We start from the raw sequence: 25976 nt of genomic DNA, 5'->3' as shown, positions 1-25976 counted from the left end.
GCGCGCCGGGTCAGCATCATGGAACACCGTATTTTCGGCATTGAAAGCGAATTCGGGCTCAGCTACGTCCCGCACGGGCTCGGTCGGCTGAGCATCGAAGAGTCCGCCGCCACCCTTTTCAAGCCCGTCCTGGATCAGTGGCGTTCAACGAACGTCTTCCTGCCCAACGGCGGTAGGCTCTACCTTGACGTGGGTTCGCACCCCGAGTACGCCTCCGCCGAATGCGGCAACATTGACGAACTACTCGCGCAGGAACGCGCCGGTGAGCTGCTTTTCGCTGATCTGGCGCGTACCGCCCGCAAGCGCCTGCTCGCAGGCGCGGAGGGCCGCCCCCTCGACGGTGAACTGTACCTGTTCAAGAACAACGTGGATTCGGCGGGCAACTCCTACGGCAGCCACGAGAACTACCTGATCAGCCGCAAATTGCAGTTCAACGACCTGATTAAGCAGCTCGTGCCGTTCCTGGTGACCCGCCAGATTCTGGTTGGTGCCGGTAAGACCCACCCGAACGGTGGCCCGGTGCCCGGTTCGACCGACCCGGCGTCCTGCACGGGTGTGCCCTCGTATTCGTTCTCGCAGCGTGCCGACCATATTTGGGAGGCGGCATCCACCTCAACCTCGCGCGCTCGCCCGCTCATTAACACCCGCGACGAGCCGCACGCGGACGCTTCGAAGTTCCGCCGCATGCACGTCATTAATGGTGATTCGAACATGGCGGAGCCGACGACCCTGCTGAAGATTGCCAGCACCGACCTGGTGCTGCGCATGCTGGAGGACCGCTTCCCGGTCACGAGCCTGGATATTGTGTCTGTTCCGGCGGCTCTGCGCGCTATCAGCCACGATTTGACCGGCACTGCAACCTTCGAAACCACGGACGGTAAGCACTACACGGCGTTGAGCGTTCAGCGTCACTACCTGGATGCGGCACGCCAGTACGTGCAGCAGTACGGCGCGCACCACCACCACGTGGAATACGCCCTGGACCTGTGGCAACGCACCCTGGACGCTATCGAGTCCGGCGACTACAGCAGCATCGACACTGAGATTGACTGGGCTATTAAGAAGAAGCTTCTGGATGCGTATATTGCCCGCGCCCGCGCGGCTGGTCAGCCTGCCGATTATGCGAGCGCCCGCATCCGTCAGCTGGATTTGGCGTACCACGACATCGACCCGGAGCGTAGCGTCTTCCATGCGCTGGTTCGTCGCGGTGCGGTCAAGCGCATCCTGCCTGAGGGTGCTGCGGAGGCGGCGAAGACTCAGCCGCCGAACACTCGCGCTCTGCAGCGTTCGCGTTTCATTAATGCGGCGGTTGCGGCGGGGGAGCAGTTCACCGTGGATTGGGTGCATTTGAAGCTCAACGCATACCCGCAGCACACGCTGGTGTGTAAGGACCCGTTTGCTACCGGCAGCGAGGAGCTGGAGGACGTGCTGAGCCTGCTGGCGTCTAAGGCGCGTCAGCATCAGGAGGCGGCATTCCCGCCGCCCTGCTAAACGACCCTGCTAAAACATCAGATCACCACCGTTACGGCACAGCGTGTTCCCGCCCAAAGTTCGCACCCCAAAGTTTCTCGGCGCACCCCGCGCCGCGACACAGCCTGAACACAGCTACGTGCCGTAGCATAAAACAGCTAAACCTATACCTGTAAACTGTTCTGTGGCACACGGGCACTCACACGCCCCACTCTCACAGAAAACCCCAGAGGATAACACTATGACCAAACGCTCTAAGCTCACTATTTTCGGTGCCAGCGCGGCAGCTCTCGCGCTCGCACTGTCCGCATGTGGCGCACAGTCCAGCAATGGCGATTTGTCCAAGGTGCAGTACACCTTGAAGAACGCGACCGCTGCGCCTGAGGCGTCCTTCGCGACTCCCTTCGCCGCTTCTAGCCCCTCCGCATACGTGATTGAGGAAGGTAACGGCGACTCCATCAACGATGGTGACTACGTGCTCGTTGAGGCTGCCGTGTTCAACGGCACCGACGGCAAGCTTAACGGTTCCACTTACTCCAGCGAGCCGATTCTGCTGCCGATTAACGATCAGCTGAAGCAGGCTGCACCGCAGGTGTACGAAACCCTGAAGAAGATTAAGGTTGGCGGTTCTTTCTCGTACACCACCAACGTTCTGCAGCAGCGTAGCACCGCGGGCGTGACCACTACGACCGCTTCGCCCGGTGCCGCAACTAACGTTGAGGTGTACACCGTGAAGACGAAGCTGCCCAAGTACGCAACCGGTAAGGCTGTTGAGGCTGACCCGTCGCTGCCGTCCTTCACTCTGGATGAGTCCACCGGCAAGGCTGATATTAAGCTGCCCGACACCAAGCAGGAATACACTGAGCTCGTCTCGAAGAACCTCATTGAGGGCGAGGGCGCCGAGGTCAAGGAAACCGATACCGTGTACGTGCGTTACATTGGCGTGCAGTACTCCGACGGTAAGGTCTTCGACGGCAACTATGACGCTTCCACCCCGATGGGCCTCTCCCTGCAGGGCGTTATCAAGGGCTGGACTCAGGGTCTGAAGGGCAAGAAGGTCGGCTCCCGCGTTGAGCTAGTCATCCCGGCGGATTTGGCGTACGGTAACGACACCGGCGGTTCCAAGCCTTCGGGCACTCTGGTGTTCGTTGTTGATATTCTGGGCGCGGAGGAGAACCCGCAGACCCTGCAGCGTGCTCAGGCGGCTTCTAGCGCAGCTGCTGCGGAGGCGAGCGCCTCGGCAACCGCAACCCCGGCAGCTACCGCTTCGGCTACCGCACAGTAGCCCGGGACCCATATTTTCGGGACCCACGTTTTTACGTCACATTTTTATACCGCGCTCGCCGCCTATACGGCTTAGGCGGCGAGCGCACCCACTATTTCGATGTATGTCGAACCAATCAAAGGAGACACCCATGTCTTTCGGTCAGCGTAACCTCGACCGCGAAAAGCCTGAAATCGATTTCCCCGAGGGCGACGCCCCCACCGAGCTGGTCATTACCGACCTGATCGAGGGTGCTGGCGCTGAGGTTGTTCCCGGCTCCCGCGTGCTCACCCACTACGTTGGTGTGGCATTCTCCACCGGTGAAGAGTTCGACGCATCCTGGAACCGTGGCGAGCCGCTGCCGTTCCAGGTGGGCGTTGGCCAGGTTATCCGCGGTTGGGATGAGGGTCTGCTCGGCATGAAGGTCGGCGGCCGTCGTCGCCTGGAGATTCCCGCCGACATGGCGTACGGTGACCGCGGCGCTGGTTCGGTCATTAAGCCCGGTGAGTCTCTGATTTTCGTGGTGGACCTGCTGGACGTCCGCTAAGGACTAGCCAGGTTCTCGCGTTTTTCGCGCTTCTCACGTAAGACGCGCAGAGACGCACAGCCCGGTGCTTTCTCCCGATTGTGGGAGGGGCGCCGGGCTTTTGCGTACCGGGGATGCGTGTTGATGGCGCGTGCCGGTGGGCTTTCTATGCCGGCGTAATCTTCCCGTATCCCTCCCACAGCCACTCCACACGCAAAGTAAGTGCCGCGGAACACACACGGTATGATGGAATCATGTCCACCGCAGCTCAGCTTTACATGACTCTTCACCGCCTCGCCACCGCCGCCGAGGCGCCCGATACCGCAACCCGAACCCAGGGCATCAGCCGCAACGAGCTACTGACCCTGCTCGGTATTAGCACTCGCGCTAACGGCTCCCTCAGCGAGGCCCAGGAACGCGCCTTTGAACGAGCCAAGCAGACCCTGCGTGATGCCGGCGCGCGCATCACCCACGTGACCACGGACCTGGGAGAGCGCTACCGCCTCGAACCCAGCAACGCCGCTAAGCTGCCCGCCTGGAACCCCACCGCTGAGGAGTTCCGCCTCATCAACACCATCCTGCGCGGCTGGGAAGGCACCGAACTGCAGGATGACGCCTACCGCATTCTGCGTAAGATTGCGCTGACCAGCGAGAACCTCACCGATGAGGCGCTCGCCGCCGCGAAGATTCTGGAGCCGAAGACCGGCAAGCGTCAGCGCGCGAAGAACCTGTACACCTACCGCGAGCCTCTTCAGCGTATTTACTTTAGCGATAACCCGCACCTGAATGAGCTGTTCACCGCCTATGCGGAGCGTAAGACGGTCACGTTCACCTATCAGACGGCTGCCGGTGCGACCCGCGTGCAGGAGAAGGTCAGTGTTGCCGGTATTGGGTACCGTTACGGCACCTGGTATTTTGTCGGCTACTACACTGAGAGCTCGGAGCGTAAGGAGTACACGTTCCGTGCCAGCCGTATTCAGAAGCTCACGATGCTTTCGCGTATTGATTCGACCCCCATCAATGCGACGTTTAACGCCAAGAACTGGCTTGAAGACATTAAGGGCTACGAAGAGTACCTGTCCGTCGTGGAGGTCAGCGCCGATTCCACGCTGTCGGATCCCTTCACCGTGCCCTCGTACGGCACGATTGATAGCGCCGTGGCGGCGACCAGCTACAGCTGCGTGATTGAGCCGCCCGAGGAATCGGAGGCTGCATCTACCCGCCAGCGTGACAGCTACGCCGCCCAGCAGCAGCTGTTGCGCACCCTCACCGACCTGCACAGCGGCGCAGTTGAAGACCCCGGCACCTGGGCAGATATCAACCAGCGCAACCGCAACAACTCCCTCGACGACCTTGTTGACCTGCTCCTGGGTCTGCACCGTGCTGACCGCTGGGCGAGCGCCCACGATGAGGCGCCCATGCCGTTGAACCAGCTCAACGCCCTCTACAGCGTGGACACCGAGAAAAACCGCGACCTCGGCAAAACTATCATCCCCGAGATTTTCGCGCGGGTAGACACCGTACCCTTCGACTCAGACCCCAAGGACCCGGACGCCCTCAAGCCCAGCTACATTAACCTGCTGCCGGACTTTGACGGCGCCACCCCGAACACGCTACTGAACTACGCCCGTCTCACCGACACTGAGCTCGCCATTCTCGTTTTCACCCTCTCTGCCGCAGATATTCTGCACCCAGCGGATGCGCGCCTAGGCAGTATCCGTGCGGCGCTCGCCGCCGCGTACCCGAACGCGCCCTTCTATGCGCAGCACCTGTGCTTCGCCCCGCAGGAGCCCCTACTGCAGGAGGCGACTGCCGCCCTGAGCAGCGGCAACGCCGTGACCATTGGTTACGGTGAGCGTGCCGCGGACCGCCTGGTGGACCCGTATGCGTTGGTGCTGCACCGCGACCACATGTATCTGCATGCGTGGTGCCGTACCGCTGAGGAACGCTACTATGCCGCGCGCGGTGAAGAGGTGCCCGAGTATGTGCCCGCGCAGGCGTCTGAGGCTTTTGCTCACCCCACCACCGGCGAGGCTGAGAACGGCGAGGTTGCAGACAGCGAGGCAGCGGATAGTGAGGCGGGGGAGAAGACCCCCACTTTCTGGCGTAACTTCCGCCTCACCCGCATCAACCACATTCAGGAGGCGGGCGCGGGTCGTACCCACCCGGTCACCGGTGACACCGTGCCAAACTGGCACGCTCAGCAGCACAGCACTCAGACCAACCCGTTCGCTGAGTTGCAGATTCACCCGACCGAGCACATTCCCAGCGGTGAGCCGCTCGATACTCTCACTGCAACGTACATGCGTCGAAGCACCCACCACGTGAAGAAGGCTTCACGCACCCAGTACGTGCGCATCCACTACTACAACAACGCCCACGGCGCTGGCGATAAGAACATCCTCGACACCGTCATCGCACACCGAGGTGCCCTCGAACTGGTCGGCCCTGCGCACCTGCGCGCGGCGCTGCTTGACCAGTTGCAAACCCTCAACGCGAGTAGCCGCAGGGGTGCGCCCGCAGGTGTGCCCGCAGAAAAATAGAACTTCACCCACAAGCAAAAACGCCCTAAAAACCCTTCCAAGGCGCCAAAACATTAACCTAAAACTTGTATAATGGTGCTCATGTCTTGGTGGTTCTGGATTTTGCTATGGGGCGCGCTCATCATCTGCTCGCTCCTCTATTTGGCATGGTTCACCTACAAAGCACTCACTCGCGGTTTCACACTCCTTGACGAAACCGTAACCTGGGTCGAGTCAATCGAGGGACAATTCGACGCAGCGCAAGCGAACGCGAGCCGAAAACTCCCGCGAGACACCACCCTCGGGGTATTCACACCCATCACCGAGGCATACAATAACTACGAACAAGGTAAGCAGACACGCAGGTCTGAGCGGATCAAGCGACGGGTCTCCCGACGAGATCGACTCGGCCAACCTCAAAACATCGGAGACCTGCTCTAACTAGAAAGGCACACCACCATGGGCCAGATTTTCAGCCACCCCGCGACCATCATCGTCGTTATCCTCCTCATCGTCCTGCTCTTCGGCGCACCCAAGCTGCCCGGCATGGCACGCAGCCTCGGTCAGTCCATGCGCATCTTCAAGACCGAAGTTGAGGGCCTGAAGAACGACTCCAAGAAGGACCCCCGCGAGAAGGACGGCGAAGAGGTCGTCACCGCTGAGGTCGTAGACAACGGCAAGGACGGCAAGACCGAAACCAAGTAACGGTCCCGCCACCGATGCACCAAACCCGTGCCAGCCCACCGGCCGGCACGGGTTTTGCGGCACCACCCCATAAACACCCCACCAGACCCCCTCAGCCGAATCACACACGGCACCGACACCCAGAGGACACCACGTGGCAACACCCGACCAGGACGTGCGCAACCGCAAAATCAATCCTGAAGCACGCATGGAACTCAAGGAACACCTGCGCGAATTCCGCGACCGCCTCATCAAAGCGGCTATCGCAACCATCATCGCAGCCATCATCGGTACGGTCTTCCTCTACCAGCCTTTCATTGAAATGATTTCTGCGCCCCTGCAGCAGATCAACATAGAAACCGGCCGCAGAGCAAACCTGAACTACGGTAGCGTCGCATCTCCTTTCGACCAGCTGCTTAAGGTCGGTATGTACATCGGCCTGGTCATCGCATCTCCCGTCTGGCTCTACCAGGCACTGCGATTCCTGCTGCCGGCACTGCACACCAAGGAGAAGAAGTATCTCTTCGGCTTCCTCACCGCATCTATTTTCGCGTTTGCCTGCGGTGTCGCCATTTCGTACTTCACCCTCCCCGGCGTGGTCTACGCGCTGCTGAAGTTCACCCCCGTCAACGAAAGTAACTACATTGATGCGGGCGTGTACATCTCCTTCATTCTGAAGTTCGTTGTGACGTTCTCCTGCGCTTTCATCATCCCGGTGATTCTGGTCGGTATTAACATGCTCGGCCTCATCCGAGGCAAGACCATCCTGAAGTCCTGGCGTTGGGTTGTCGTGCTCGTTGCAGTGATTGCAGCGCTGACCGCACCCGGTAGCGACATCATGATGATGTTCGTGCTCATGGCGCCGCTGCTGATTTTCTTCTTCGCAGCGATCGGCATCTGCATGATCAACGACAAGCGCCGCGACCGCAAGCTTGCCAAGCTGGCACAGGGGTCGGATGAAGCAAGCCTGAACACCGCAACCAGCAGTGAAGACCTGGCGAAGATGGGTTACTTCGAGGAAGAGAAGACTTCCTAACTAAATAGTTCGCATTGAGCGACGTAGCCGCAAGGGGCGGGGTACAGAGAACCTGTATCCTGCCCCTTTCGCATGCCCAGACATACCCAGATTAGAGTGCCCAGATTCGCATGCCGGGAAAGCTTCTAACGTCGGCTCGCACGGCACCTCCATAGCGAGATTCACAGGGAGCGTTATACCGCGCCGGATGCGCTCGCTGTTCGCCCATACCGGATTAGTGCCCGTGCAGGATGCTTTCTGGAGGCTCGCGGCGGGCGAACCGTTACACTGGACATACTATGAGCAAGCACCACGCACAGTCCGACGCACACACTTCTAACGCTTCTAACGCACAGACCCCGGCGGAGCGCACCGACTACGCTGCCGCCTACACCGCATCCCGAGAGCGCGCCGCCTACGCAAAGACCGCCCTCGGCGCTTTTGAGGCGTCCCTTGAATTTCCGCTGGATGATTTTCAGCGTCAGGCGTGTGCCGCCGTGGAGGCGGACCGCTCCGTCCTCGTTGCCGCACCCACCGGTGCCGGTAAGACCATTGTGGGTGAATTCGGTATCTACCTGGCGCTGCGCCGCGGCATGAAGGCGTTCTACACGACCCCCATTAAGGCGCTGAGCAACCAGAAGTACCACGACTTTGTGCGCGCGTACGGTGAGGATTACGTGGGTCTGCTGACCGGCGATACGAGCATTAACACGGAAGCGCCCGTGGTCGTGATGACCACCGAGGTGCTACGCAACATGCTCTACGCCAACTCGACCACGCTGACCGGCCTGGGCTATGTGGTCATGGATGAGGTGCACTACCTGGCGGACCGTTTCCGTGGCGCAGTGTGGGAAGAGGCGATTATTCACCTTCCCGAGCACGTGAACGTCATTTCTCTGTCGGCGACGGTGTCGAACGTTGAGGAGTTCGGCGCGTGGCTGGATACAGTGCGCGGCGGCACGGACATTATTGTTTCTGAGCACCGCCCGGTGCCCCTGTGGCAGCACATGATGGTCGGTCACCGTGTGGTGGATCTATTCGTACCCGAGGACAACTCCGCACAGGGCAAAAACCACACCCAGGGCAAGAACCAGGAGCCGGAGGAGAAGCTCTCCCGCAAGCAGGCGAAGAAGGCACAGAAGGCTAAGCAGCGCGGCGCATCCGTGGAGGCGGGCGCTAACCCTCTGCTTGCCGGTCTGCGTCTGAACCCGCAGCTGAAGGCGCTACGCCCCGGCTTCCGTTCGAGCCCGGGCCGCGGACGCTACGGCGGCAAGCGTGAACGTTTCCGTCACCGCCGTGAAGGCTGGCTCAATGAGACGTTCAGCAGCGGCGAGCGCGGCCGCTCGGACCGTCGCGATCGTTTCAGCAACGACCGGGACTTTGATGCGCGCGGTGAGCAGAAGCCCCTGCGTCCGCAGCGCATTACCCGCCCGGAGATGGTGCGCGCCCTCGACAAGCAGGGCCTGCTACCGGCTATTTGCTTTATCTTTTCCCGTGCCGGTTGCGACGGCGCAGTCAGCCACTGCGTATCCGCCGATATTACGCTGACCACCCCCGAACAGCAGCAGACCATCCGCGCCTACATCGCGGAAGCGACAGCTCACCTGGACACCCGCGACCTGAACACCCTCGGCTACTACGAGTGGCGCGACGGCCTGATTCGCGGTATCGCCGCGCACCACGCCGGCCTACTGCCCCTCTTCAAGGAAGTTGTCGAAACCCTCTTCACGCAGGGCCTCATCAAGCTGGTCTTCGCCACCGAAACCCTCGCACTGGGCATCAACATGCCCGCACGCACCGTCATCCTGGAAAAGCTCACCAAGTACAACGGCGAATCCCACGTAGACATCACCCCCGGCGAGTACACCCAGCTGACCGGACGCGCAGGCCGCCGCGGCATCGACATCGAAGGCCACGCCGTCGTCATGTGGCGCCCCGGCATGTCCCCGGAACACGTGGCAACCCTCGCCTCAACCCGCACCTACCCGCTGAACTCTTCGTTCCGCCCCACCTACAACATGGCGGCGAACCTCATTGCCTCCTACGGCGCCGAGCGCACCCGCAAGATTCTGGAATCCTCCTTCGCGCAGTTCCAGGCGGATAAGTCGGTCGTGGGCGTCGCCTCCCGCGTACGCAAAAACGAAAGTGCCCTCGAAGGCTACCGCGAAGCCATGGCATGCCACCTGGGCGACTTCACCGAATACGTACAGCTCAGCCGCCAAATCGCCGAGCTGGAGAAGAAGGCGTCCAAGAGCAACGAGCGTCACGCACGCGCGCAGGCGCACCACAGCATCCAGCAGCTACTACCCGGCGACATCATCTACATTCCGCACGGCCGCTCCCGCGGCTACGCAGTCGTCATCACCCGCTCCGACTCGCACGCCGACCCGCGCATCGGCATCCTTACCGAGGACGCGCACCAGCGCACCGCCTCAACCCGCGACTTCGAAGGCGCCATCGAACCGGTCTCACGTATCAAAATCCCCAAGCGACTGAGCCTCAAAACCCCCAAGGAACGCCGCGACACCGCAAGCCGCATGCGTCAGGCGCTCTACGACGGCCGCGCCCCGCGTGCGCTCGCACAGCAGAACATCCCTGCACGCCAAAACAGCATCGACGCGCAGCTGGAGGCTCTGCAGGCTCAGCTGCGTAACCACCCGTGCCACGGCTGCTCCGACCGTGCAAACCACATGCGTTGGGCTGAACGCTGGCAGAAGCTCAACTCCGAAACCGAAGGGTTGCGCCGCCAGATTGCCCGCCGCACCAACACGATTGCGCAGGTCTTCAACCGCATCGCACGCCTGCTGGAAAGCTACGGCTACGTCGAGCGCACCGAAGACGGCGAATTGTCGCTAACCACCGGCGGCCAGGCGCTACGCCGCATCTACGGCGAGCGCGACCTGCTGACCGCCCTGTGCCTGGACGCGCACTTCCTCGACGGACTGGAACCCGCCGCCATCGCGGCAACCGTCGCCGCACTAACCTACCAGGGCAAGCGCGACGCGGTGGAATACCTGGCTCACTACCCGCACCCGTCCCTGCGCGCACCCATCGCGACGATTACGCAGCGCCTCGCCGACCTGAACGCAGCCGAAGAACAGTTCAAGGTCAACCCGACCCCCGCATGCGACTTCGGCCTGGTCGAACCCATGTACGCCTGGGCGAACGGCGCGCACCTCGCAAAGGCAATCGAGGACACCGGCCTTGCCGCCGGCGACTTCGTACGCTGGGCAAAGCAGGTACTGGACGCCCTAGACCAGATCGCGCACATCCGTTCCCTGGACCCGGTCATCCGCGCCCGCTGTGAAGAGGCAATTGAGGCGGTACGCCGCGGCGTAGTCGCACTCGACGTCTAGCCCGCACCTTAGCTATACCGTACATAGTGCTACACCGCGCCCGACCGGTTCGGGCTACCACCCCCGCTACTGTGCATTGTTCTACATCATCTAAGTTCCGCCTCATCTAAGGACGAACGAACTACCGCAGGTAGCGGGGGTGCTTCTATACTCAAATGAGACGCTCAGCTAAGCTACGCGAGCACAATTGAAGTGCCCGCCCTCGTGTGCGCCTCGGCGCGCCTCAATGGTGAAAGGAATCTAATGTCTACCCGTATTTTTGTAGATGGTAGCGTGTACAGCCCGGTCGACCCGTACGCAACCGCAATGCTGGTCGAAGACGGCTTCGTCCGCTGGGTTGGTTCCGACTCCGGGGCGCGTTCAATTGCCGACGAATCAGCCACCATCACCGAACTTGACGGCGCCCTACTAACCCCCGCCTTCGCGCGCGCACTGGCACCGGTCGCAGGCAAGGAAGCACCCGAAATCCTCGACTACCTGCAGGCATACCGCGCAGCCGGCTACCACACGCACACCCTAATCGCCAGCATGGAAGACGTACCCGACCTCGTCTCCGCACTCAGCTACTACAGCACCGAACACGGCACACCCGACATCCGCCTCATCCTCAACGCCACCGGCGTAGAAACCGACGAACTCATCAGCGCCATCAAAGCACTACGCCCCCTCACCGAAGGCGAACGCGCCGTCAAGGGCCTGCAGCTGGTCGGCATCTTCGTCGCACCCGCCGAAGCCCCCGCAGCAGCACAGGTAGCCGAAGACGCCGCACTCCTGCTCTCCATCGACGCATCCACCGGCTTCACCACCGCAGCCGATGCCGCACTCGCCGTACGCGAGAGCCGCCCCTGGCTGCCCATCCGCCTCGACGCAGCAATCAGCACCCCGCAAGACCCCATCACCGACGAATACCTCACCAAACTGGCAGAAGCACGCATCAACCTCGGCCTGAGCGTCTGCGAACCCGAAGAAGACGAAGCCAACAACGACACCGTCCAGGCACTCCTCGCACACGCCGGGGGAGAAGCACGTGAATCTGTGGCATCCGTCGCACGCCGCGCAAACGCAGCCGGCACCTCCATCGCCCTCGGCTCCGACGCCAAACTCTACGCACCCGGCGCCTGGTCCCTCATCCGCGAACTCGTCAACGACGAACACGGCATCTCCGCACGCAGCGCCTTCGCCGCCCTCACCCGCGGCGTCTACCGCCTAGCACACGAAGAAAACCCCTTCACCGGCCAGCTAACCCCCGACACCCCCGCATACGTAGCACAGTGGCGCGTCGAAGCCCTCATGGTCCAGGCACCCGACTCCCGCGTAGCATCGTGGAGTACCGACCCCCGCGCTCGCATTCCGTTGCTTCCGGCGCTGGAGGAGGATTCGACTCTGCCCGTCCTGGAATCTATTTACACTGAAAGTAACTAATTTTTTAGCTTGTCAACACCTTTTTAGGCGGTTTAGGAGCAGTGGAGGCCGCCAATGGTTCAGTTGCTCAAATATTTACCCGGTATACTGGATACCTACACTGCCTGTTTTATATACACCTGTGAGGGAGTAATATGCGCGTTCTAACTGTCATCCCGACGTATAACGAGAAGGAGAACCTGCCCATCGTGGTAGAGCGTCTTCGCAAGGCAGCTCCCGAGGTGGATATTCTCGTGGTGGATGATAACAGCCCCGACGGTACCGGTCAGATTGCTGATGAGCTGTCGGCTAAGGATTCCCAGATTCACGTTCTGCACCGCACCGTTAAGGACGGTCTGGGTGGCGCATACCTCGCTGGCTTCGATTGGGGCCTTGAGGCAGGCTACGACGTTCTGATTGAAATGGACGCTGACTGCTCGCACCAGCCTGAGCAGCTTCCTTCCCTGGTTCGTGCTGTGGAGGCGGGCGCTGACCTGGCTATTGGTTCGCGTTACGTTCCCGGCGGCAAGACCAAGAACTGGCCGGCTCACCGCCAGATTCTCTCTCGCGGTGCTAACCTGTACACCCGCCTGATTCTGGGCACCTCCATTAAGGACATTACCGCTGGTTTCCGTGCGTACCGTCGTGACGCTCTGCAGCGCCTGAACCTTGAGGGTATCGACTCGAAGGGCTACGTGTTCCAGGTTGATCTGGCGTGGCGTTCTGAGCAGGCTGGCCTGAAGATTGTTGAGGTTCCGATTACCTTCGTTGAGCGTGAGATTGGCGCTTCGAAGATGGACGGCAACATTATCTTTGACTCCATGTCTAAGGTGACCCGCTGGGGTATGGCTAACCGCATTCAGAAGCTGAAGAAGGCTCTGGGCAAGTAAGCCCGGTAGCTTTTTGCGCAGACGCTTCTCGCGCCTGAGCTTTAAACGAAAGACCGGGGCGGATACATAACGTATCCGCCCCGGTCTTTTTATGCTGTCTGTAGCGCTCTTTCCTGGCTCATGTACCGACGGAACCAGCGCCAAAACAAGAAGCCCGCTAAGAGCACGAGTGGTGCTTAGCGGGCCCTTCTTACAGCGCGGGCTTCTACAGCGTTTCTACGGCGCCTCTACGGCGCTTTTAGAGCGCGTAGTGCTTGCGGTAGTATTCTAGGCGGTCTTCCAGAGTCTTTTCCAGCTCTTCGATGCTGCGGCGTTCCATGAGCATATCCCAGTGGGTACGTGCGGGCTTCTCTTCTTCGGCGTCTGCGGTGGAGTCGCCGTTGACGAGGTATGCTTCCTTGCCGGACTTTGCGGTCCATACCGAGGGGATTTCTGCTTCTGCCGCGAAGGTCACGAAAACGCGGTCACCGTCTGCGGTACGGTATTCGACGCGCTGGCGGGGCGCGGGCTGTACGTTCGATTCGGTTTCCATCGACTGGGAACCCAGGCGCATACCGCGCAGGCTACGATCGCTCATTTTTCCTCCAGTGTCGTCGGGTGCGCTCTTTGGCGCTTTAGGCATAACGTTGGGCGGGGGAGAGCTATTCCCTCGAACGTTTACAAAACATCCATTATATCGGTAATAGTCTCCACCCGCCCAGCGTGGTGGTGTTTATTCGGCGTGATTTTTGGTGATTCACGCCTTTTTATGCGTTAGATTTCGCGTTTAGCCGTTGATGCCGTAGCTTCCGGGTGCCTGCGGTGCACTCTTGGGCGCCTGCGCTGCGGGCTTCTTCGGTGCGTCTGCCAGGTCGGATGCGGGCAGGGTGCCGAATGCGTTGCCCAGGCCGCGCAGTGCATCGCCGAGTTCGGTCGGGATGAACCAGAGCTTGTTGGCGTCGCCTTCGGCGAGCTTGGGCAGGGTCTGCAGGTACTGGTAGGTGAGCAGCTGCTGGCTGGGGTTGGATTCGTGGATTGCTGCGAAGACCTTCTGCACGGCTTCTGCTTCACCGTTTGCGCGCAGGATTGCGGACTGTGCGTCACCTTCTGCACGAAGGATCTGTGCCTGCTTTTCACCCTCTGCACGCAGGATGGCTGCGCGGGATTCACCTTCTGCGGTCAGAATGTCGGACTGCTTCTGGCCTTCTGCGGTGAGGATTGCGGCGCGGCGGTCACGCTCTGCACGCATCTGCTTCTCCATGGAGTCCTGGATGGACACCGGGGGCTGGATTTCCTTGATGTCCACGCGGGAGACGCGCAGGCCCCAGCGGCCGGTGGTGGAGTCGAGTACGCCTCGCAGCTCCGCGTTAATCTGGTCGCGGGAGGTGAGGGTCTGCTCCAGGTTCAGGCCACCGACGACGTTACGCAGGGTTGCGCTGGTCAGTTCGTCTACGGCGCGAATGTAGTTGGTGATTTCGTAGGTTGCGGCCTGGGGGTCGGTGACCTGGAAGTACACGACGGTGTCGATGCCGACCACGAGGTTATCTTCGGTGATCACGGACTGCGAGGGGAAGGAAACGACCTGTTCACGCAGGTCGATGAGGGGCAGCACGCGGTCAATCACGGGGATGACGATGTGCAGGCCGGGCTTGAGAACGGCGTGGAACTTACCCAGTCGTTCGACGATGCCGGCTCGTCCCTGCGGGATGACGCGCACGGTCTTTGCGAGCATCGTCAGTACGAAGAGGATGAGTAGGACCGTCAGAATAAGGCTGATAGGCATTGTTTCTCCTTATCGGTGAGTTATATGGTGTGTTTTTGGAGTATCTGAATTGGCTTTTGGAGCCGGTATTCAGATGGGTCTTAGTTGCTGGTCTTAGTTGTGGGGGAGAGGCTCTACGATTGCGGTAGCGCCCTCAATGGCTCGTACCCTCGCGTGTGATCCTGCAACGAGCTTTCCGGAGGTGGTGCGCGCCGTCCAGGTGTCGCCAGCTAGTACCACCAAACCGGTTTCACTAGTCACATCTTGAGTGACGCGCACCTCAGCACCAATGAGTGCTTCGGCATTAGTGACAGCTCCGGTAGCTGATTTATTGAGTTTCTTCAGCAGCGGCGGGCGCAGGCCAAGAACCAGAATCAGGCAGATAACCACGAAAATAACGGTTCGAATCAGCATGTTATCCACGAAGGGCGATATTGCTGCGGTGACGCCTGCGCTGATCGCCAGCATGAGAAAGAACAGGTCGAGGCTGAGCATTTCTATGACGGCGAAAACGAGGGCGAGTGCAACCCAGAGTGTCCAGGGTGTCTCAAAGAGCCAATCCACGAGTTTTCTCCTTTGATGTACATCAACCGGCGTGGTTGACATTGAATCTGCATACGAGGCGACAGCACCTTCGTGATGCGGGGTATATCCATTATTTCAGGTGGATTGAGTACTGGCGACGGTTATGGTGAGTGGGTGAGATTAATACATGAACTGTTAAGACTTTATTTAGATACGGGGAATCTCGGGTTCATTCTAAACCTCCCTAAAAAGCCGATAATATACATTATGTAAAGTAGACCTATTTTTCACTACCCCACCGGACACTCACCGGTGCTTTCTACGCTCTGGCTGGCGCTCCGACCAATGCGGGTCGAACCTGTACTCCTCGTGATGCGACCATGCTGTTCTCGTCCGCCACTCTGAACTCCGCGCGCCTCAGCTTCCTCGACCCGCACCTGCGCGCTCAATTGCTCCGAACCTTTGGGCTCCTCAGCATGTCCCTCAGCGGCTCACGTTAAACGACAAACACCCGAGACGAGCTCACACCATTCGGTGCGCCCCATCTCGGGTGCCTATCATCAGCTACTGAGCTTCTTTATTCTGAGCTTCTTTATTCTGCGTGCTTGGAGCTGAACTCTACCCAGGCGTTGAGCACACGCTCTGCTGCACCGGATGCAATAGATTCGCGGGCATCAGCCAAAGCCTGCGTGAAGCGAGCCTCAAAGCTTTCGCCGTTAGTCGGGCGGTACGCGACCAGGCCAGCGGCAGCGTTCATCAGCACAGCGTCGTGAATGGCGCGCAGCGGGCTCTTCGGGGCCTCGCCCTCCCCCGCCAAAATTGCACGGAAAACGCCCGCGTTGTACTCGGCGTCACCGCCACGCAACTGCTCCAGCGGTGCGTTCTGCAGACCGTACTCGGTCGGGTCAAAACGGTACTCGGTCAGTTCGCCGTCTACAGCCTCCCACAGGCGGCTCGTGGTCGCGATGGTCAGCTCATCTAGGCCGTCATCACCGCGGAAAATCAGGGCGTGGTCGCCGCGCTCCGCGAAGACGTGAGCCATCTTCTCAGCCATGACCGGGTTAGCAACACCGATAGCCGAGGACTTCACGCGCGCCGGGTTGGTCATGGGGCCCAGGTAGTTGAACGCGGTCGGAATGCCCAGCAGGCGGCGGGTCGGGCCCACGTGACGCATTGCCGGGTGGAAAGTCATCGCAAACAGGAAGGTGATGCCAGTCTCGCGAGCGCATTCGGCGACTGCGGAAATGGGCATGTCGAGGCGGATTCCGAGGGCTTCGAGGACGTCTGCGGAGCCGGATTTGGAGGTGGAGGCGCGGTTGCCGTGTTTGACGACGGTGGCGCCGGTTCCTGCGATGACGAGGGCTGCCATGGTGGAGATGTTGACGGTGTTTTGCTGGTCGCCGCCGGTGCCGACGATGTCTACGGCATTGGGGTCAATGTCGACGGTTTCGGCTTTGGCGATCATACCGGCTGCGAGTGCGCCGAGTTCTTCGGGGGTTTCGCCTTTGGAGTGCAGGGCGGTGAGGAAGGATGCGAGGATCGGCTGTTCGGTTTGGCCGGTCATGATGTGGTCCATTGCCCAGGCGACTTCGGTGTCGGTGAGGTTTTGGTGTTTGACGAGCTGGTTGAGGATGTATTTCCATGTGATTTCGTGCGTAGTCATGTGTTAAGTGTAAAACCCCCGCCGCGTATCTGCATGGTTGGGTGCAGTATGCGAGACGGGGGTTTGTTAGGCGTGTTACACCGTGGGGTGCTTAGCGCTGGGGTGTCTTCGGTTTAGTGGAAGGAGTCACCGCATGCGCAGGAGCCTGCTGCGTTGGGGTTGTCGATGGAGAAGCCCTGCTTTTCGATGGTGTCTTCGAAGTCGATGGTGGAGCCGTCGAGGTAGGGTGCGCTCATCTTGTCGACAATGACTTCTACGCCGTCGAAGTCGCGGACTGCGTCGCCGTCGAGGACGCGCTCGTCGAAGTAGAGCTGGTAGATGAGGCCGGAGCAGCCGCCGGGCTGGACGGCGATGCGCAGGCGCAGGTCGGTGCGGCCTTCCTGTTCGAGGAGGGTGCGGACCTTGGTCTGTGCTACTTCGGTGAGGTTGACGCCGTGGGTCGGCAGTTCGATGGTGGTTGCACTCATTGGTGTTGTCCTTTTGTTTTGTTGGTTGCCCGTGTGCGTCGCGTGTGCGTCGCGTGTGGGTGTTTTAGCCTTCACGATACGCCCCTGAGTGTTTGATGCACAACCTAGGGTGTGCATAGTTCGCCGGGGGCGTGAGTATTGGTGTGGGAGCTTGACGAATAATTCTGCTTCTAGGATACCGAAAAAGTGGGGGTTGGGGTTTGTGACCCTTCTCCCCCACTTTTGTGGATGTTTCTCCCCCGCGCTTCCTGAAACTTTCTATCCGAGTGGGTGCTGGTCAGCGAGCGCGTTTAGCGAGCGCCGAGTGCGCTGAGCAGTAGCGCCTCCGCGAGGATTGCGTTCTTGAAGTCCGGGATGTAGAGGGACTCGTTGGCGCTGTGTGCGCGGGTGTCGGGGTCTTCTACGCCGGTGACGAGGATTTGTGCCTGCGGGAAGACGTCCTTCAGGTCGGAGATGAACGGGATGGAGCCGCCCATGCCGGTCTGTACGGGTTCGACGTCCCATGCGGCGCGCATTGCGTCGAGGGCGGTCTGTGCGCCGTCTGCGTCGACTTCGGTGGCGAAGGGCATGCCGGAGTCAACGGGGGTGTAGTTCGCCTGTGCGCCGTGGGGTGCGTGTGCCTTGATGTGTTCGGCGAGTGCGCGGTGTGCGTTTTCGGGGTTGTCGCCGGGTGCTAGGCGGGTGCTGATGCGTGCGCGGGATACGACGGCGAGGGTGTTGGAGGAGGTTGCGATGGAGGGGATGTCCATGCCGATGACGGAGATTGCCGGCTGGGTCCACAGGCGGGATGCAACGGATCCGGTGCCTGCCAGGGGTACGGTGTCGAGGATGCCGGAGTCGTTGCGGAAGTCTGCTTCGGCGTATTCGAGTTCGGGTTCGGGGGCGCGGTGCAGGCCTTCGACGGCTACGGCGCCGGTGGCGTCGTGCAGGGTGGCGAGTAGCTGTGCCATGAGGGTGTGTGCGTCGAGCATGGGGCCGCCGAACATGCCGGAGTGAATGGCGTGGCTGCCGACGCGTACTTCGATGTCGCCGGATGCGACGCCACGCAGGCTGGTGGTCAGTGCGGGTACGCCAGCGCGCCAGTTGGCGGAGTCTGCGACGACAATGTAGTCGGCGGACAGTTCCTCACGGTAGGTGTTGAGGAAGGAGACGAAGGAGGGCGAGCCTGCCTCTTCTTCACCCTCGATGAAGAGCTTCACGCCGAGCTTGAAGTCCTCGCCGAGAGTTTCGTTGAGGGCTGCGAGCGCGGCGAGGTGCACGAGGATGCCTGCCTTGTCGTCTGCTGCGCCGCGGCCGTAGAGGCGGTCGCCCTTGCGGGTTGCGACGAAGGGGTCGGTGTCCCACAGGTCGAGGTTGCCGGCGGGCTGTACGTCGTGGTGGGCGTAGAGCAGGATGGTCGGGTAGCCTTCTGCGGCGGGGCGGGAGGCGATGACGGCGGGCATGCCTTGCTTTTCGGTGCCGTCTGCGGTGGTGTAGGTGGCGCGTTCGATGCGTACGTTGTCGAAGCCTGCCTTGGTTGCGAGCGCGGCGACTGCCTCGGCGCTACGGTCTACCTGGGTGAGGTCGTGCGATTCCCAGGCGATGGAGGGAATGGCGACGAGCTCGGTGAGGGTCTGCAGGGTTGCTTCGAAGTTTTTGGTGACGGCGTCGCGTAGGGCGCTGTGGTGGGTGAATTCAGTAGTCATGTTTCTACCTTACCCCCACCTTACCCGCCGCTGCCGGGTGGTTGGGGTTGTTTCAGTTGCTGGTGTGGGCTTGTGGGGGCGGGTTTGGTGTGTGCCGTTCGGGTATGATGGGAGGGTGTTTGGTCGTAAGAAAGAGAAGGCTGAAGCGGAAGCTGTTCAGCCGCAGGTTGTAGAGGAGCCTCAGGCTCCGGTTAATCCGAAGTTCACCCCGAAGAAGGGCCGTCCTACTCCTTCGCGTAAGGAGCAGCAGGCGGCTCGTCGTCAGCCTCTGGTTGTTAGTGACCGTAAGGAGGCGAAGGCGCGTGAACGTGAGGCGATGGCGAAGGCTCGTGAGCGTCAGAATGATGCGTTGATGGGTGGCGATCAACGTTACCTGCCCGCCGTGGACCGTGGTTCGCAGCGCCGTTATATCCGTGATTATGTGGATGCGCGCCGTAACCTTGGCGATTTTATGTTGGCTGTGCTGCTGGTTCTGCTTATTGGTGGCTGGATTGCTCAGGGTGTGTCGGGTACGTCTACTGCGGCGGCACCGATTTATTACGGTTCCGTGTACGCAATGTATGCGCTGATGATTCTGTGGGTTGTTGACTACTTTATTTTGTGGCGCAGCCTGAAGAAGAAGCTGATTGCGAAGTTCGGCGAGGTTCAGCGTGGTTCTGGCATGTATGCGTTTAACCGTATGATGATGATTCGTCGTATGCGCCGCCCGGTTCCGATGGTGAAGTACGGCGAGTACCCGCACTAAGTCGTTTGTGCCTTATAGGTGCTTGGGGAGAGGTTCTGAAGGTTCAGGCCTCTCCCCTATTTTTATGTTCTTGCGCGTGGACGTATAACCGTGGCTAGACGCCGGTACTGTTAGGCTTCGATTCGGGAGTAGAGGATCTGCCATTTGCCGTCGCGGTGTTCGAGGGCGAATGTGTAGATTTCTTCTTCCTTGTCGCTGCTCCAGGTTTCTTGGCGGCCGTCGGGTTCCACCTCGGTGTGTTTGTCCCATTCGTGGCTGGTTTCCAGGTAGTAGGTTTGATGGTCGTCGGTCCTGGGTATGCCGGCGGGTTCGAAGTGTTCGATGCCGTCGATGACCCATCCGCCGCGCTGGTAGAGCGCTTCTACTTCCTTGTAGATTTTGAGTTCTCCGTCGTTTGATGAGGAGAGGAATTCGCGGGCTTTGCTGTAGTCGCCGGTTTGGACGCCGTAGTTGATCCATTGGTTCCAGGCGTCCATGGTTTTGAGGATGCCGTCGGGGGTCTTGTCGCGGTATCCGTTTTCGGGGGCGTTGGGTTTGGGGACGTTCTGGGCGGGGCCTTTGGCGTCTGCTTTGCGGTATTCGCCGCTACTGGCATTGTTGCCGGTGCTACTGCTTGGGCTGCTGTTGGTGGCAGGCGTGCCGGAGGCGGTGGATCCGTCTCCTGCAGTTGTGATATCGTGCGGCACGCAGGCGGCGAGTAGGGTGCTGAGGCTGATGAATGTGCCGCCGGTCAGCATTGAGCGGCGGTTCAGCATATTCGGGTTCATGGTTGGTCCTCCACATCGTTGTAGTGCATGGTCTCCCACTTATCTCCATTATGCGCGAGCACGAACTCATACGCTCAGAAGCCACATGTGTTTCGAAAAGCTACTTCTTTAGTGGCTTTTCGAAACACATGTGGCTTTTCGGCGGAATAGTGGGCATACAAAAGGGGGCACCACCTCCACCCCCCTACGGGTAGAGAACGGTGCCCCCCTTTCAGCACGCCGAATCAGCATCCCGGGGAGCATAACGCTCCCACCTGCAAACCTTCTAGCGGCGAGCGCGGCGCAACTTCACCAGGCCACGGTTAATGTGTGCCGCCCAGAGCGGACCCTCATACAGGAACGCGGTGTAGCCCTGCACCAGGTCGGCGCCAGCGTCCAGGCGCTCCTGCACATCCTTAGCGGTGGTCACGCCGCCAACGGAGATGATGGCGAGGTCGTCACCGATTTCGCGCTTGAGCAGGCGTAGCACCTCCAGGGAGCGGGGCTTCAGCGGTGCACCGGAGAGGCCGCCGGCACCGATTTCCTTGACCTTGGTCATGTCGCTGGTCAGACCCAGACCCTCGCGGGCGATGGTGGTGTTGGTGGCGATGATGCCGTCCAGCTTCAGCTCCTTAGCCAGGGCTGCCACCTCGATTACGTCCTCATCGACCAAGTCCGGCGCGATCTTCACGGTCAGCGGTACGTGGCGGTTGGGGCATACGCGGTCTGCCTCTTCACGCACGGCGGCAAGCAGCGGGCGCAGCGACTCGATAGCCTGCAGGGTGCGCAGACCCGGAGTGTTCGGGGAGGAGACGTTGACGACCAGGTAGTCTGCCTGCGGTGCCAGGGTGCGGGTAGAGATCAGGTAGTCCTCGATAGCGTTCTCGAGCTCAACGACCTTGGTCTTGCCGATGTTCACGCCGATGACCGGGCGTACAGCGCCGCGGTATTCGGTTTCGAGGTCTGCGCGGGCGGCGGCAACGCGCGGGCCTGCCGCTGCGGCACCGTCGTTGTTGAAGCCCATGCGGTTGATGACCGCCTTATCTTCCACGAGGCGGAAAAGGCGCGGCTGCGGGTTGCCGGGCTGCGCCTGACCGGTAATAGTACCGATCTCGACGTGGCCGAAGCCGATACCAGCCAGCGCGGCAATGCCCTTACCGCCCTTGTCGAAGCCTGCAGCCAGGCCGAACGGCGAGGGGAAAGTAATGCCCATGACGGTGGTTGCCAGTTCGGGGGCGGGCTGGAAGTACTTGCGCAGCGCGCGGGTGATGCCGACGTTGCGCAGGGTCTGAACGCCCCAGAAGCCGACGTGGTGTGCCTTCTCGGGGTCCATGCCCTTGAAGAAGATGTTGAAGAAGGTCGGGTAGATGCGCATTTGTTCTCCCTAGTGTTGGAGGGTGTGGGTGGTTTATGGGGCTATGAGCCGGGACTGTATGCCGGGCCGCTACTTGTCGTTGGCGACGGCGTCGACAGCGCCACCGTAGCGGCGGTCGCGGCGCGCGTACTCTTCGACAGCTTCCCAGAGGGTGCGGCGGTCAACGTCGGGCCAGAGCACGTTCATGAAAATCATCTCGGCGTAGGCGCTCTGCCACAGCAGGAAGTTCGAGATGCGCTGCTCACCGGAGGAACGCAGGAACAGGTCAACGTCGGGCAGGTCGGGCTCGTCCAGGTACTTCTGGATGGTCTTTTCGGTAATATTGCCGGGCTTGAGCTTGCCCGCAACAGCGTCCGCTGCGATAGCTGCCGCTGCGTCAGCGATTTCTGCGCGGCCGCCGTAGTTCACGCACATGGTGAGGGTGCAGACCGTGTTATTGATGGTTTCGCGCTCGCAGTGTTCGAGCTCTTCGATGACGTTCTTCCACAGCTTGGGTCGGCGGCCAGCCCAGCGGATGCGCACGCCCCAGGTCTTGAGGGTTTCCAGCTGACGCTGCAGCACCTCGGTGGAGAAACGCATAATGAACGCAACCTCGCTGGGTGAGCGCTTCCAGTTTTCGGTGGAGAACGCGTAGGCGGTCACGTACGGGATGCCCATTTCGATAGCGCCCGCAACAACGTCCAACAGTGCAGCCTCACCGGCGCGGTGACCCTCGGTGCGGGGCAGGCCGCGTTCGTTTGCCCAGCGTCCGTTACCATCCATCACGACGGCGACGTGCTGCGGAATGAACTTCTTCGGAATCGGCGGAGGGGTTGCCCCGGTGGGGTGCGCGGGCGGGGGTACGGGCTGGGTGCGTGCCATGTGTGCCTTTCTTCCCTGGCGGGGTTCTCCCCCGGGGTCGTTTGCCTAGATATACGCCAGAAATAAACGCTGGCGTGCTGTTAGCTATTTTACCGTGACACAGCGCGCATGGGTGGGTGCTTCGGGGGTTATTTTGCGTCCTGGTTGGCCCATGTTTGACGCGCCGGCGTGCATCTTTTACGAGGCAGGAATTTCTGCTTCGAGGGCGCTCGCCGTTTTCAGGGGGTGTTCGAGCAGGTTTTGGGTGGTTTTCAGGTAGAGTCCCAGAATTTTGGAGGCGACCGGCACCGGCGCTGCGTCAATAGTTGCCCAGGCGCGCGGATCTGCCGAGGCGGTAGCGAGCGCATAGCCGAGCTCTTCGGCACGCAGGCCGGTCAGGGGTGTGTCGGTGGCGGGTGCGCATTGGGGGCAGAGGACCGTGTGGTGCCCGTAGGTGTGGGCGGTGTGGAAGGCAATGTACCTGCCGCTTCCGCTTGTAGCACCGGGGGTGCTACTGTCTGACCCGTTATCGCCCCGGCTATCGGTGCTCACGAGCGGGTTTCCGCATCGGGTGCAGTTCTCACCGATGAGCGGCCAGCCGGCGGCGTTCATGCTGCGCGCCAGGTAGCGGGTCAGAATCCTCTGCGGCACATGTTGCCCGTGCGCGAGCGCGGCAAGCGCCCCATGGGTGAGGGTGTAAATATCGGCGGTGCTGTCGGTGTCTTTGGTGAGTGCTTCTGCCAGTTCGGCGATGGTGGAGGCGCACGTGTACGCATCGTAGTTCGCCATAATCGGTGCGGTGTAGGCGTGCAGGGTTGCCGCCTGGGTGATGGTGTGCAGGTTGGTTCTGCCGCGGCTGAAGGACAGGTCGGTGTGCATGAACGGTTCGAGTCGTCCACCGAATTTGGAGGTGGGTTTGCGTACAGCCTTGGCGACGGCGTGGGTGATTCCACCGTCGCGGGTGAGCATGATGATGATGCGGTCGGTTTCGCCGAGTTTTTGGGTGCGGAGGATGAGGGCGGCGTCGCGCCAGGTGCGGGGTTCGCTCACGGGTGTCTCCGTTCTCGGTATATGCTCGGTAGGTGCGTGGTGGATGCTCAGTAGGTCCTCTGCGGACGCCCGGTAGACGCTGAGGGCAAGATCTACGCGGGTGTTGTGGGTACGGTTCGACCCCTGCCGTATTACCCCGCGTAGGGGTACCGGTCAGGGGTCGGTCCGTAACGTATGGGCGAGGCGCTATTTAGTCCTCGTACTCAATATCGTCGTCGATGTCGTCTTCATCGTCGAGGATTTCTTCAAGGTCATCCTCGTCTTCATCACCGTAGACGCTCAAGGGAGTGACCTCGTTGTACGCTTCGAAGAGGGCATCTTCGTAGGCTTCGAAGGCGTTGGCGATTTCTACGTATGCCTCATCGACGGCGGGGTCGTGCTCGCCGGTTCGGTTGACGACGGCGGTCAGGTGCGCCTCCAGCGCGTCAAGGAGGCGGGTGAGTTCGGTGCGAGGATCAATGCTCATGCCATTTATTCTACTACCTACAGGCCGATGGTGTGTGCCGGGCGGTCATGCGGCGGTTTAAACGCGGAACTATGAACGGGCGCGGCAGGTAAATCGGTGAATAAATTCGGGGCTGTGAAGAGAACGCCAAAGCCAGAGCGATAAGCCCAGATTGGTCAAGTCAGGCTGGTCAAGCCAAGCATGCATGCGGCACATCAAGCCCCGCATAAAAGACCTTACAGACACAGCGAACCCGCCGTCCCCAGCTTCCCCACTCCTCAAGGGAGCAGGTGCCGGGTGCGGCGGGTTCTTCTGTCGGTTAGCTCAGCTTGACGCTGCGCCTACTGAATGTTTGCTTCTTGCGGGTTGAGCCCGAGAGAATGAGAAGCCGGGTTTTTAGAAGCCCAGGGAAGCTGCGGATGCGCGGATTGCCTCAGCGGATGCCTTCAGCTGTGCCAGCTCAGCCTCGTTCATGGGAACCTCGAGCACGCGCTGGATGCCCTGACGGTTCACGATGGTGGGCAGGGACAGTGCAACGTCCTTGAAACCGTACAGCTCGCCTGCAATGGTGGTGGAGACGGGCAGCACTGCGTTCTGGCCGCCGAGGAATGCCTCAGCGATACGTGCGCCGGAGATACCGATTGCGTAGTTGGTGGAACCCTTGCCCTCGATAACCTTGTATGCTGCGCGCATAGCTTCGGTTGCGAGCTCTGCACGGACCTCTTCGGTGAAGACAGGCTTGCCGTCCTGCTCCCACTCGGTCAGGGGAACCATGCCGATGTTTGCTGCGGACCAGACGGGGAACTCGGAGTCGCCGTGCTCACCAACAACGTTTGCGTGAACGCTCTTGATGGAGACGCCAGCCTTGTTAGCAATCAGCCAACGCAGGCGGGAGGAGTCCAGAACGGTACCGGAGGACAGCACGCGGTTTGCGGGCAGGCCGGTGATCTTCTGAGCCACAACGGTGAGAACGTCACAGGGGTTGGTGACGAGCATGATAATCGCGTTGGGTGCTACGGACAGGATGTTCGGCAGCAGCTTCTCGAGGATTGCGACGTTTGCGCCTGCCAGTTCGAGGCGGGGCTGACCCGGCTTCTGGCGAGCACCTGCGGTGATGATGACCATGTCGCAGTCGCGCAGCAGCTCGATGTCATCGCCACCGGTGACGGTTGCTTCGTGTGCGAACATTGCGCCGTGTGCGATGTCCAGTGCTTCAGCGTGTGCGCGCTTGCCGTCGATGTCGTACAGGACGATTTCGTCTGCGGAGCCGCGGACCATAGCTGCGTATGCGGTTGCGCTACCGACGCCGCCTGCACCGATGACGCCGAGCTTGGTGGGGTTGTTGACACCGTTCATTGCTGTATGCCCTCTTTTCGTGAGAGTTATCCGTGTGGTGCGAGAGGATTCTCGCGGGGTTTATTAGGAAGCGGGTGTGTGCCTCGGGGGGGGTGAATCTCCTTAGGGTGGGCGTTCTTCCCCGGTGGGCTCGCTTCGTTACTTTCTATTATGCCGCAGATTTTGCGTTTTGTGTTGGGTTATTTTGCTTTTTTCGATGGGTGCTGGTGA

The 25976-nt window shown here is 60.7% G+C and carries 22 protein-coding genes; 10 read left to right on the top strand and 12 right to left on the bottom strand.

Features of this window, described 5'->3' with window-relative positions; translation table 11 throughout:
• The first annotated feature begins 18 nt into the window (after positions 1 to 18).
• The 9 genes from pafA (at position 19) to HMPREF2971_RS04495 (ending at position 13128) form a co-directional block, all read left to right on the top strand.
• The gene (gene pafA, locus HMPREF2971_RS04540; RefSeq protein ID WP_070687792.1) at positions 19 to 1491 is read left to right on the top strand and encodes a Pup--protein ligase; all 1473 of its coding nucleotides are present in this window, start codon (positions 19 to 21) and stop codon (positions 1489 to 1491) included.
• A gap of 220 nt (positions 1492 to 1711) precedes the next feature.
• Complete coding sequence (locus tag HMPREF2971_RS04535; RefSeq protein ID WP_070634057.1) at positions 1712 to 2755, top strand: FKBP-type peptidyl-prolyl cis-trans isomerase; 1044 nt, start codon at positions 1712 to 1714, stop codon at positions 2753 to 2755.
• A gap of 130 nt (positions 2756 to 2885) precedes the next feature.
• Positions 2886 to 3281, top strand: coding sequence for an FKBP-type peptidyl-prolyl cis-trans isomerase (locus HMPREF2971_RS04530; RefSeq protein WP_005508667.1), 396 nt, complete (start codon positions 2886 to 2888; stop codon positions 3279 to 3281).
• Positions 3282 to 3514: 233 nt separating this feature from the next.
• Positions 3515 to 5803 carry a WYL domain-containing transcriptional regulator gene (locus HMPREF2971_RS04525; protein ID WP_070691599.1) on the top strand — a complete coding sequence of 763 codons (2289 nt, stop codon included), beginning with the start codon at positions 3515 to 3517 and terminating at the stop codon, positions 5801 to 5803.
• A 438-nt stretch (positions 5804 to 6241) separates the two neighbouring features.
• Positions 6242 to 6487 (top strand): Sec-independent protein translocase subunit TatA, encoded by a 246-nt coding sequence (gene tatA / locus HMPREF2971_RS04515; protein ID WP_005506024.1) that lies wholly within the window; start codon positions 6242 to 6244, stop codon positions 6485 to 6487.
• Positions 6488 to 6620: 133 nt separating this feature from the next.
• Positions 6621 to 7502, top strand: a complete 882-nt coding sequence (tatC, locus tag HMPREF2971_RS04510) for a twin-arginine translocase subunit TatC (RefSeq protein ID WP_012903535.1) — start codon at positions 6621 to 6623, stop codon at positions 7500 to 7502.
• A gap of 278 nt (positions 7503 to 7780) precedes the next feature.
• Entirely contained in the window at positions 7781 to 10837 is a 3057-nt protein-coding gene (locus tag HMPREF2971_RS04505) for a DEAD/DEAH box helicase (RefSeq protein WP_070691597.1), read from the top strand.
• Between the two features lie 243 nt (positions 10838 to 11080).
• Positions 11081 to 12259, top strand: a complete 1179-nt coding sequence (locus HMPREF2971_RS04500; RefSeq protein WP_049341223.1) for an amidohydrolase — start codon at positions 11081 to 11083, stop codon at positions 12257 to 12259.
• A 134-nt stretch (positions 12260 to 12393) separates the two neighbouring features.
• Positions 12394 to 13128, top strand: coding sequence for a polyprenol monophosphomannose synthase (locus HMPREF2971_RS04495; protein WP_049341224.1), 735 nt, complete (start codon positions 12394 to 12396; stop codon positions 13126 to 13128).
• A gap of 238 nt (positions 13129 to 13366) precedes the next feature.
• Here the strand turns inward: HMPREF2971_RS04495 and HMPREF2971_RS04490 are convergent, their stop codons facing one another.
• From HMPREF2971_RS04490 to HMPREF2971_RS04465, 6 genes are all read right to left on the bottom strand, one after another.
• Positions 13367 to 13705 (bottom strand): RNA polymerase-binding protein RbpA, encoded by a 339-nt coding sequence (locus HMPREF2971_RS04490; RefSeq protein ID WP_005506034.1) that lies wholly within the window; start codon positions 13703 to 13705, stop codon positions 13367 to 13369.
• Between the two features lie 189 nt (positions 13706 to 13894).
• The gene (locus HMPREF2971_RS04485) at positions 13895 to 14890 is read right to left on the bottom strand and encodes an SPFH domain-containing protein (protein WP_049341226.1); all 996 of its coding nucleotides are present in this window, start codon (positions 14888 to 14890) and stop codon (positions 13895 to 13897) included.
• Between the two features lie 93 nt (positions 14891 to 14983).
• Positions 14984 to 15475 (bottom strand): NfeD family protein, encoded by a 492-nt coding sequence (locus HMPREF2971_RS04480; RefSeq protein ID WP_246825039.1) that lies wholly within the window; start codon positions 15473 to 15475, stop codon positions 14984 to 14986.
• Positions 15476 to 15986: 511 nt separating this feature from the next.
• Positions 15987 to 17057 (bottom strand): anthranilate phosphoribosyltransferase, encoded by a 1071-nt coding sequence (trpD, locus tag HMPREF2971_RS04475; protein WP_070691593.1) that lies wholly within the window; start codon positions 17055 to 17057, stop codon positions 15987 to 15989.
• 113 nt (positions 17058 to 17170) lie between these two features.
• Positions 17171 to 17524 (bottom strand): HesB/IscA family protein, encoded by a 354-nt coding sequence (locus tag HMPREF2971_RS04470; protein ID WP_044150446.1) that lies wholly within the window; start codon positions 17522 to 17524, stop codon positions 17171 to 17173.
• 290 nt (positions 17525 to 17814) lie between these two features.
• Positions 17815 to 19209 (bottom strand): M20/M25/M40 family metallo-hydrolase, encoded by a 1395-nt coding sequence (locus HMPREF2971_RS04465; RefSeq protein ID WP_070691591.1) that lies wholly within the window; start codon positions 19207 to 19209, stop codon positions 17815 to 17817.
• A gap of 115 nt (positions 19210 to 19324) precedes the next feature.
• On the opposite strand from HMPREF2971_RS04465, the gene HMPREF2971_RS04460 reads away from it, so the two are divergent.
• A complete protein-coding gene (locus tag HMPREF2971_RS04460; protein WP_070691589.1) occupies positions 19325 to 19954 on the top strand; it encodes a DUF3043 domain-containing protein in 630 nt (209 codons plus the stop codon).
• A 110-nt stretch (positions 19955 to 20064) separates the two neighbouring features.
• Here the strand turns inward: HMPREF2971_RS04460 and HMPREF2971_RS04455 are convergent, their stop codons facing one another.
• From HMPREF2971_RS04455 to HMPREF2971_RS04430, 6 genes are all read right to left on the bottom strand, one after another.
• The gene (locus HMPREF2971_RS04455; protein WP_070691587.1) at positions 20065 to 20721 is read right to left on the bottom strand and encodes a DUF6318 family protein; all 657 of its coding nucleotides are present in this window, start codon (positions 20719 to 20721) and stop codon (positions 20065 to 20067) included.
• Between the two features lie 265 nt (positions 20722 to 20986).
• A complete protein-coding gene (locus tag HMPREF2971_RS04450; RefSeq protein WP_049353091.1) occupies positions 20987 to 22075 on the bottom strand; it encodes a quinone-dependent dihydroorotate dehydrogenase in 1089 nt (362 codons plus the stop codon).
• A gap of 69 nt (positions 22076 to 22144) precedes the next feature.
• The gene (locus tag HMPREF2971_RS04445; RefSeq protein ID WP_070691585.1) at positions 22145 to 22936 is read right to left on the bottom strand and encodes an isoprenyl transferase; all 792 of its coding nucleotides are present in this window, start codon (positions 22934 to 22936) and stop codon (positions 22145 to 22147) included.
• 177 nt (positions 22937 to 23113) lie between these two features.
• Positions 23114 to 23965, bottom strand: coding sequence for a DNA repair protein RecO (gene recO / locus HMPREF2971_RS04440; RefSeq protein ID WP_070691582.1), 852 nt, complete (start codon positions 23963 to 23965; stop codon positions 23114 to 23116).
• 190 nt (positions 23966 to 24155) lie between these two features.
• A complete protein-coding gene (locus HMPREF2971_RS04435; protein ID WP_005506054.1) occupies positions 24156 to 24431 on the bottom strand; it encodes a hypothetical protein in 276 nt (91 codons plus the stop codon).
• Between the two features lie 375 nt (positions 24432 to 24806).
• Positions 24807 to 25766 (bottom strand): L-lactate dehydrogenase, encoded by a 960-nt coding sequence (locus HMPREF2971_RS04430; protein ID WP_070635232.1) that lies wholly within the window; start codon positions 25764 to 25766, stop codon positions 24807 to 24809.
• Positions 25767 to 25976 lie beyond the last annotated feature (210 nt).

Source organism: Rothia sp. HMSC066G07 (assembly GCF_001814485.1).
Classification (GTDB): domain Bacteria; phylum Actinomycetota; class Actinomycetes; order Actinomycetales; family Micrococcaceae; genus Rothia.
Note: the sequence above shows the minus strand (reverse complement) of the source record. Positions and strands in the feature narration are given on the sequence as shown.

Bases quoted from the DNA above. Each gene is read 5' to 3' on its own strand.
- pafA (WP_070687792.1), top strand. From the start codon at position 19: ATGGAACACCGTATTTTCGGCATTGAAAGCGAATTCGGGCTCAGCTAC.
- HMPREF2971_RS04535 (WP_070634057.1), top strand. From the start codon at position 1,712: ATGACCAAACGCTCTAAGCTCACTATTTTCGGTGCCAGCGCGGCAGCT.
- HMPREF2971_RS04530 (WP_005508667.1), top strand. From the start codon at position 2,886: ATGTCTTTCGGTCAGCGTAACCTCGACCGCGAAAAGCCTGAAATCGAT.
- HMPREF2971_RS04525 (WP_070691599.1), top strand. From the start codon at position 3,515: ATGTCCACCGCAGCTCAGCTTTACATGACTCTTCACCGCCTCGCCACC.
- tatA (WP_005506024.1), top strand. From the start codon at position 6,242: ATGGGCCAGATTTTCAGCCACCCCGCGACCATCATCGTCGTTATCCTC.
- HMPREF2971_RS04505 (WP_070691597.1), top strand. From the start codon at position 7,781: ATGAGCAAGCACCACGCACAGTCCGACGCACACACTTCTAACGCTTCT.
- HMPREF2971_RS04500 (WP_049341223.1), top strand. From the start codon at position 11,081: ATGTCTACCCGTATTTTTGTAGATGGTAGCGTGTACAGCCCGGTCGAC.
- HMPREF2971_RS04495 (WP_049341224.1), top strand. From the start codon at position 12,394: ATGCGCGTTCTAACTGTCATCCCGACGTATAACGAGAAGGAGAACCTG.
- HMPREF2971_RS04490 (WP_005506034.1), bottom strand. From the start codon at position 13,705: ATGAGCGATCGTAGCCTGCGCGGTATGCGCCTGGGTTCCCAGTCGATG.
- HMPREF2971_RS04485 (WP_049341226.1), bottom strand. From the start codon at position 14,890: ATGCCTATCAGCCTTATTCTGACGGTCCTACTCATCCTCTTCGTACTG.
- HMPREF2971_RS04480 (WP_246825039.1), bottom strand. From the start codon at position 15,475: ATGTCAACCACGCCGGTTGATGTACATCAAAGGAGAAAACTCGTGGAT.
- trpD (WP_070691593.1), bottom strand. From the start codon at position 17,057: ATGACTACGCACGAAATCACATGGAAATACATCCTCAACCAGCTCGTC.
- HMPREF2971_RS04470 (WP_044150446.1), bottom strand. From the start codon at position 17,524: ATGAGTGCAACCACCATCGAACTGCCGACCCACGGCGTCAACCTCACC.
- HMPREF2971_RS04465 (WP_070691591.1), bottom strand. From the start codon at position 19,209: ATGACTACTGAATTCACCCACCACAGCGCCCTACGCGACGCCGTCACC.
- HMPREF2971_RS04455 (WP_070691587.1), bottom strand. From the start codon at position 20,721: ATGAACCCGAATATGCTGAACCGCCGCTCAATGCTGACCGGCGGCACA.
- HMPREF2971_RS04450 (WP_049353091.1), bottom strand. From the start codon at position 22,075: ATGCGCATCTACCCGACCTTCTTCAACATCTTCTTCAAGGGCATGGAC.
- HMPREF2971_RS04445 (WP_070691585.1), bottom strand. From the start codon at position 22,936: ATGGCACGCACCCAGCCCGTACCCCCGCCCGCGCACCCCACCGGGGCA.
- HMPREF2971_RS04435 (WP_005506054.1), bottom strand. From the start codon at position 24,431: ATGAGCATTGATCCTCGCACCGAACTCACCCGCCTCCTTGACGCGCTG.
- HMPREF2971_RS04430 (WP_070635232.1), bottom strand. From the start codon at position 25,766: ATGAACGGTGTCAACAACCCCACCAAGCTCGGCGTCATCGGTGCAGGC.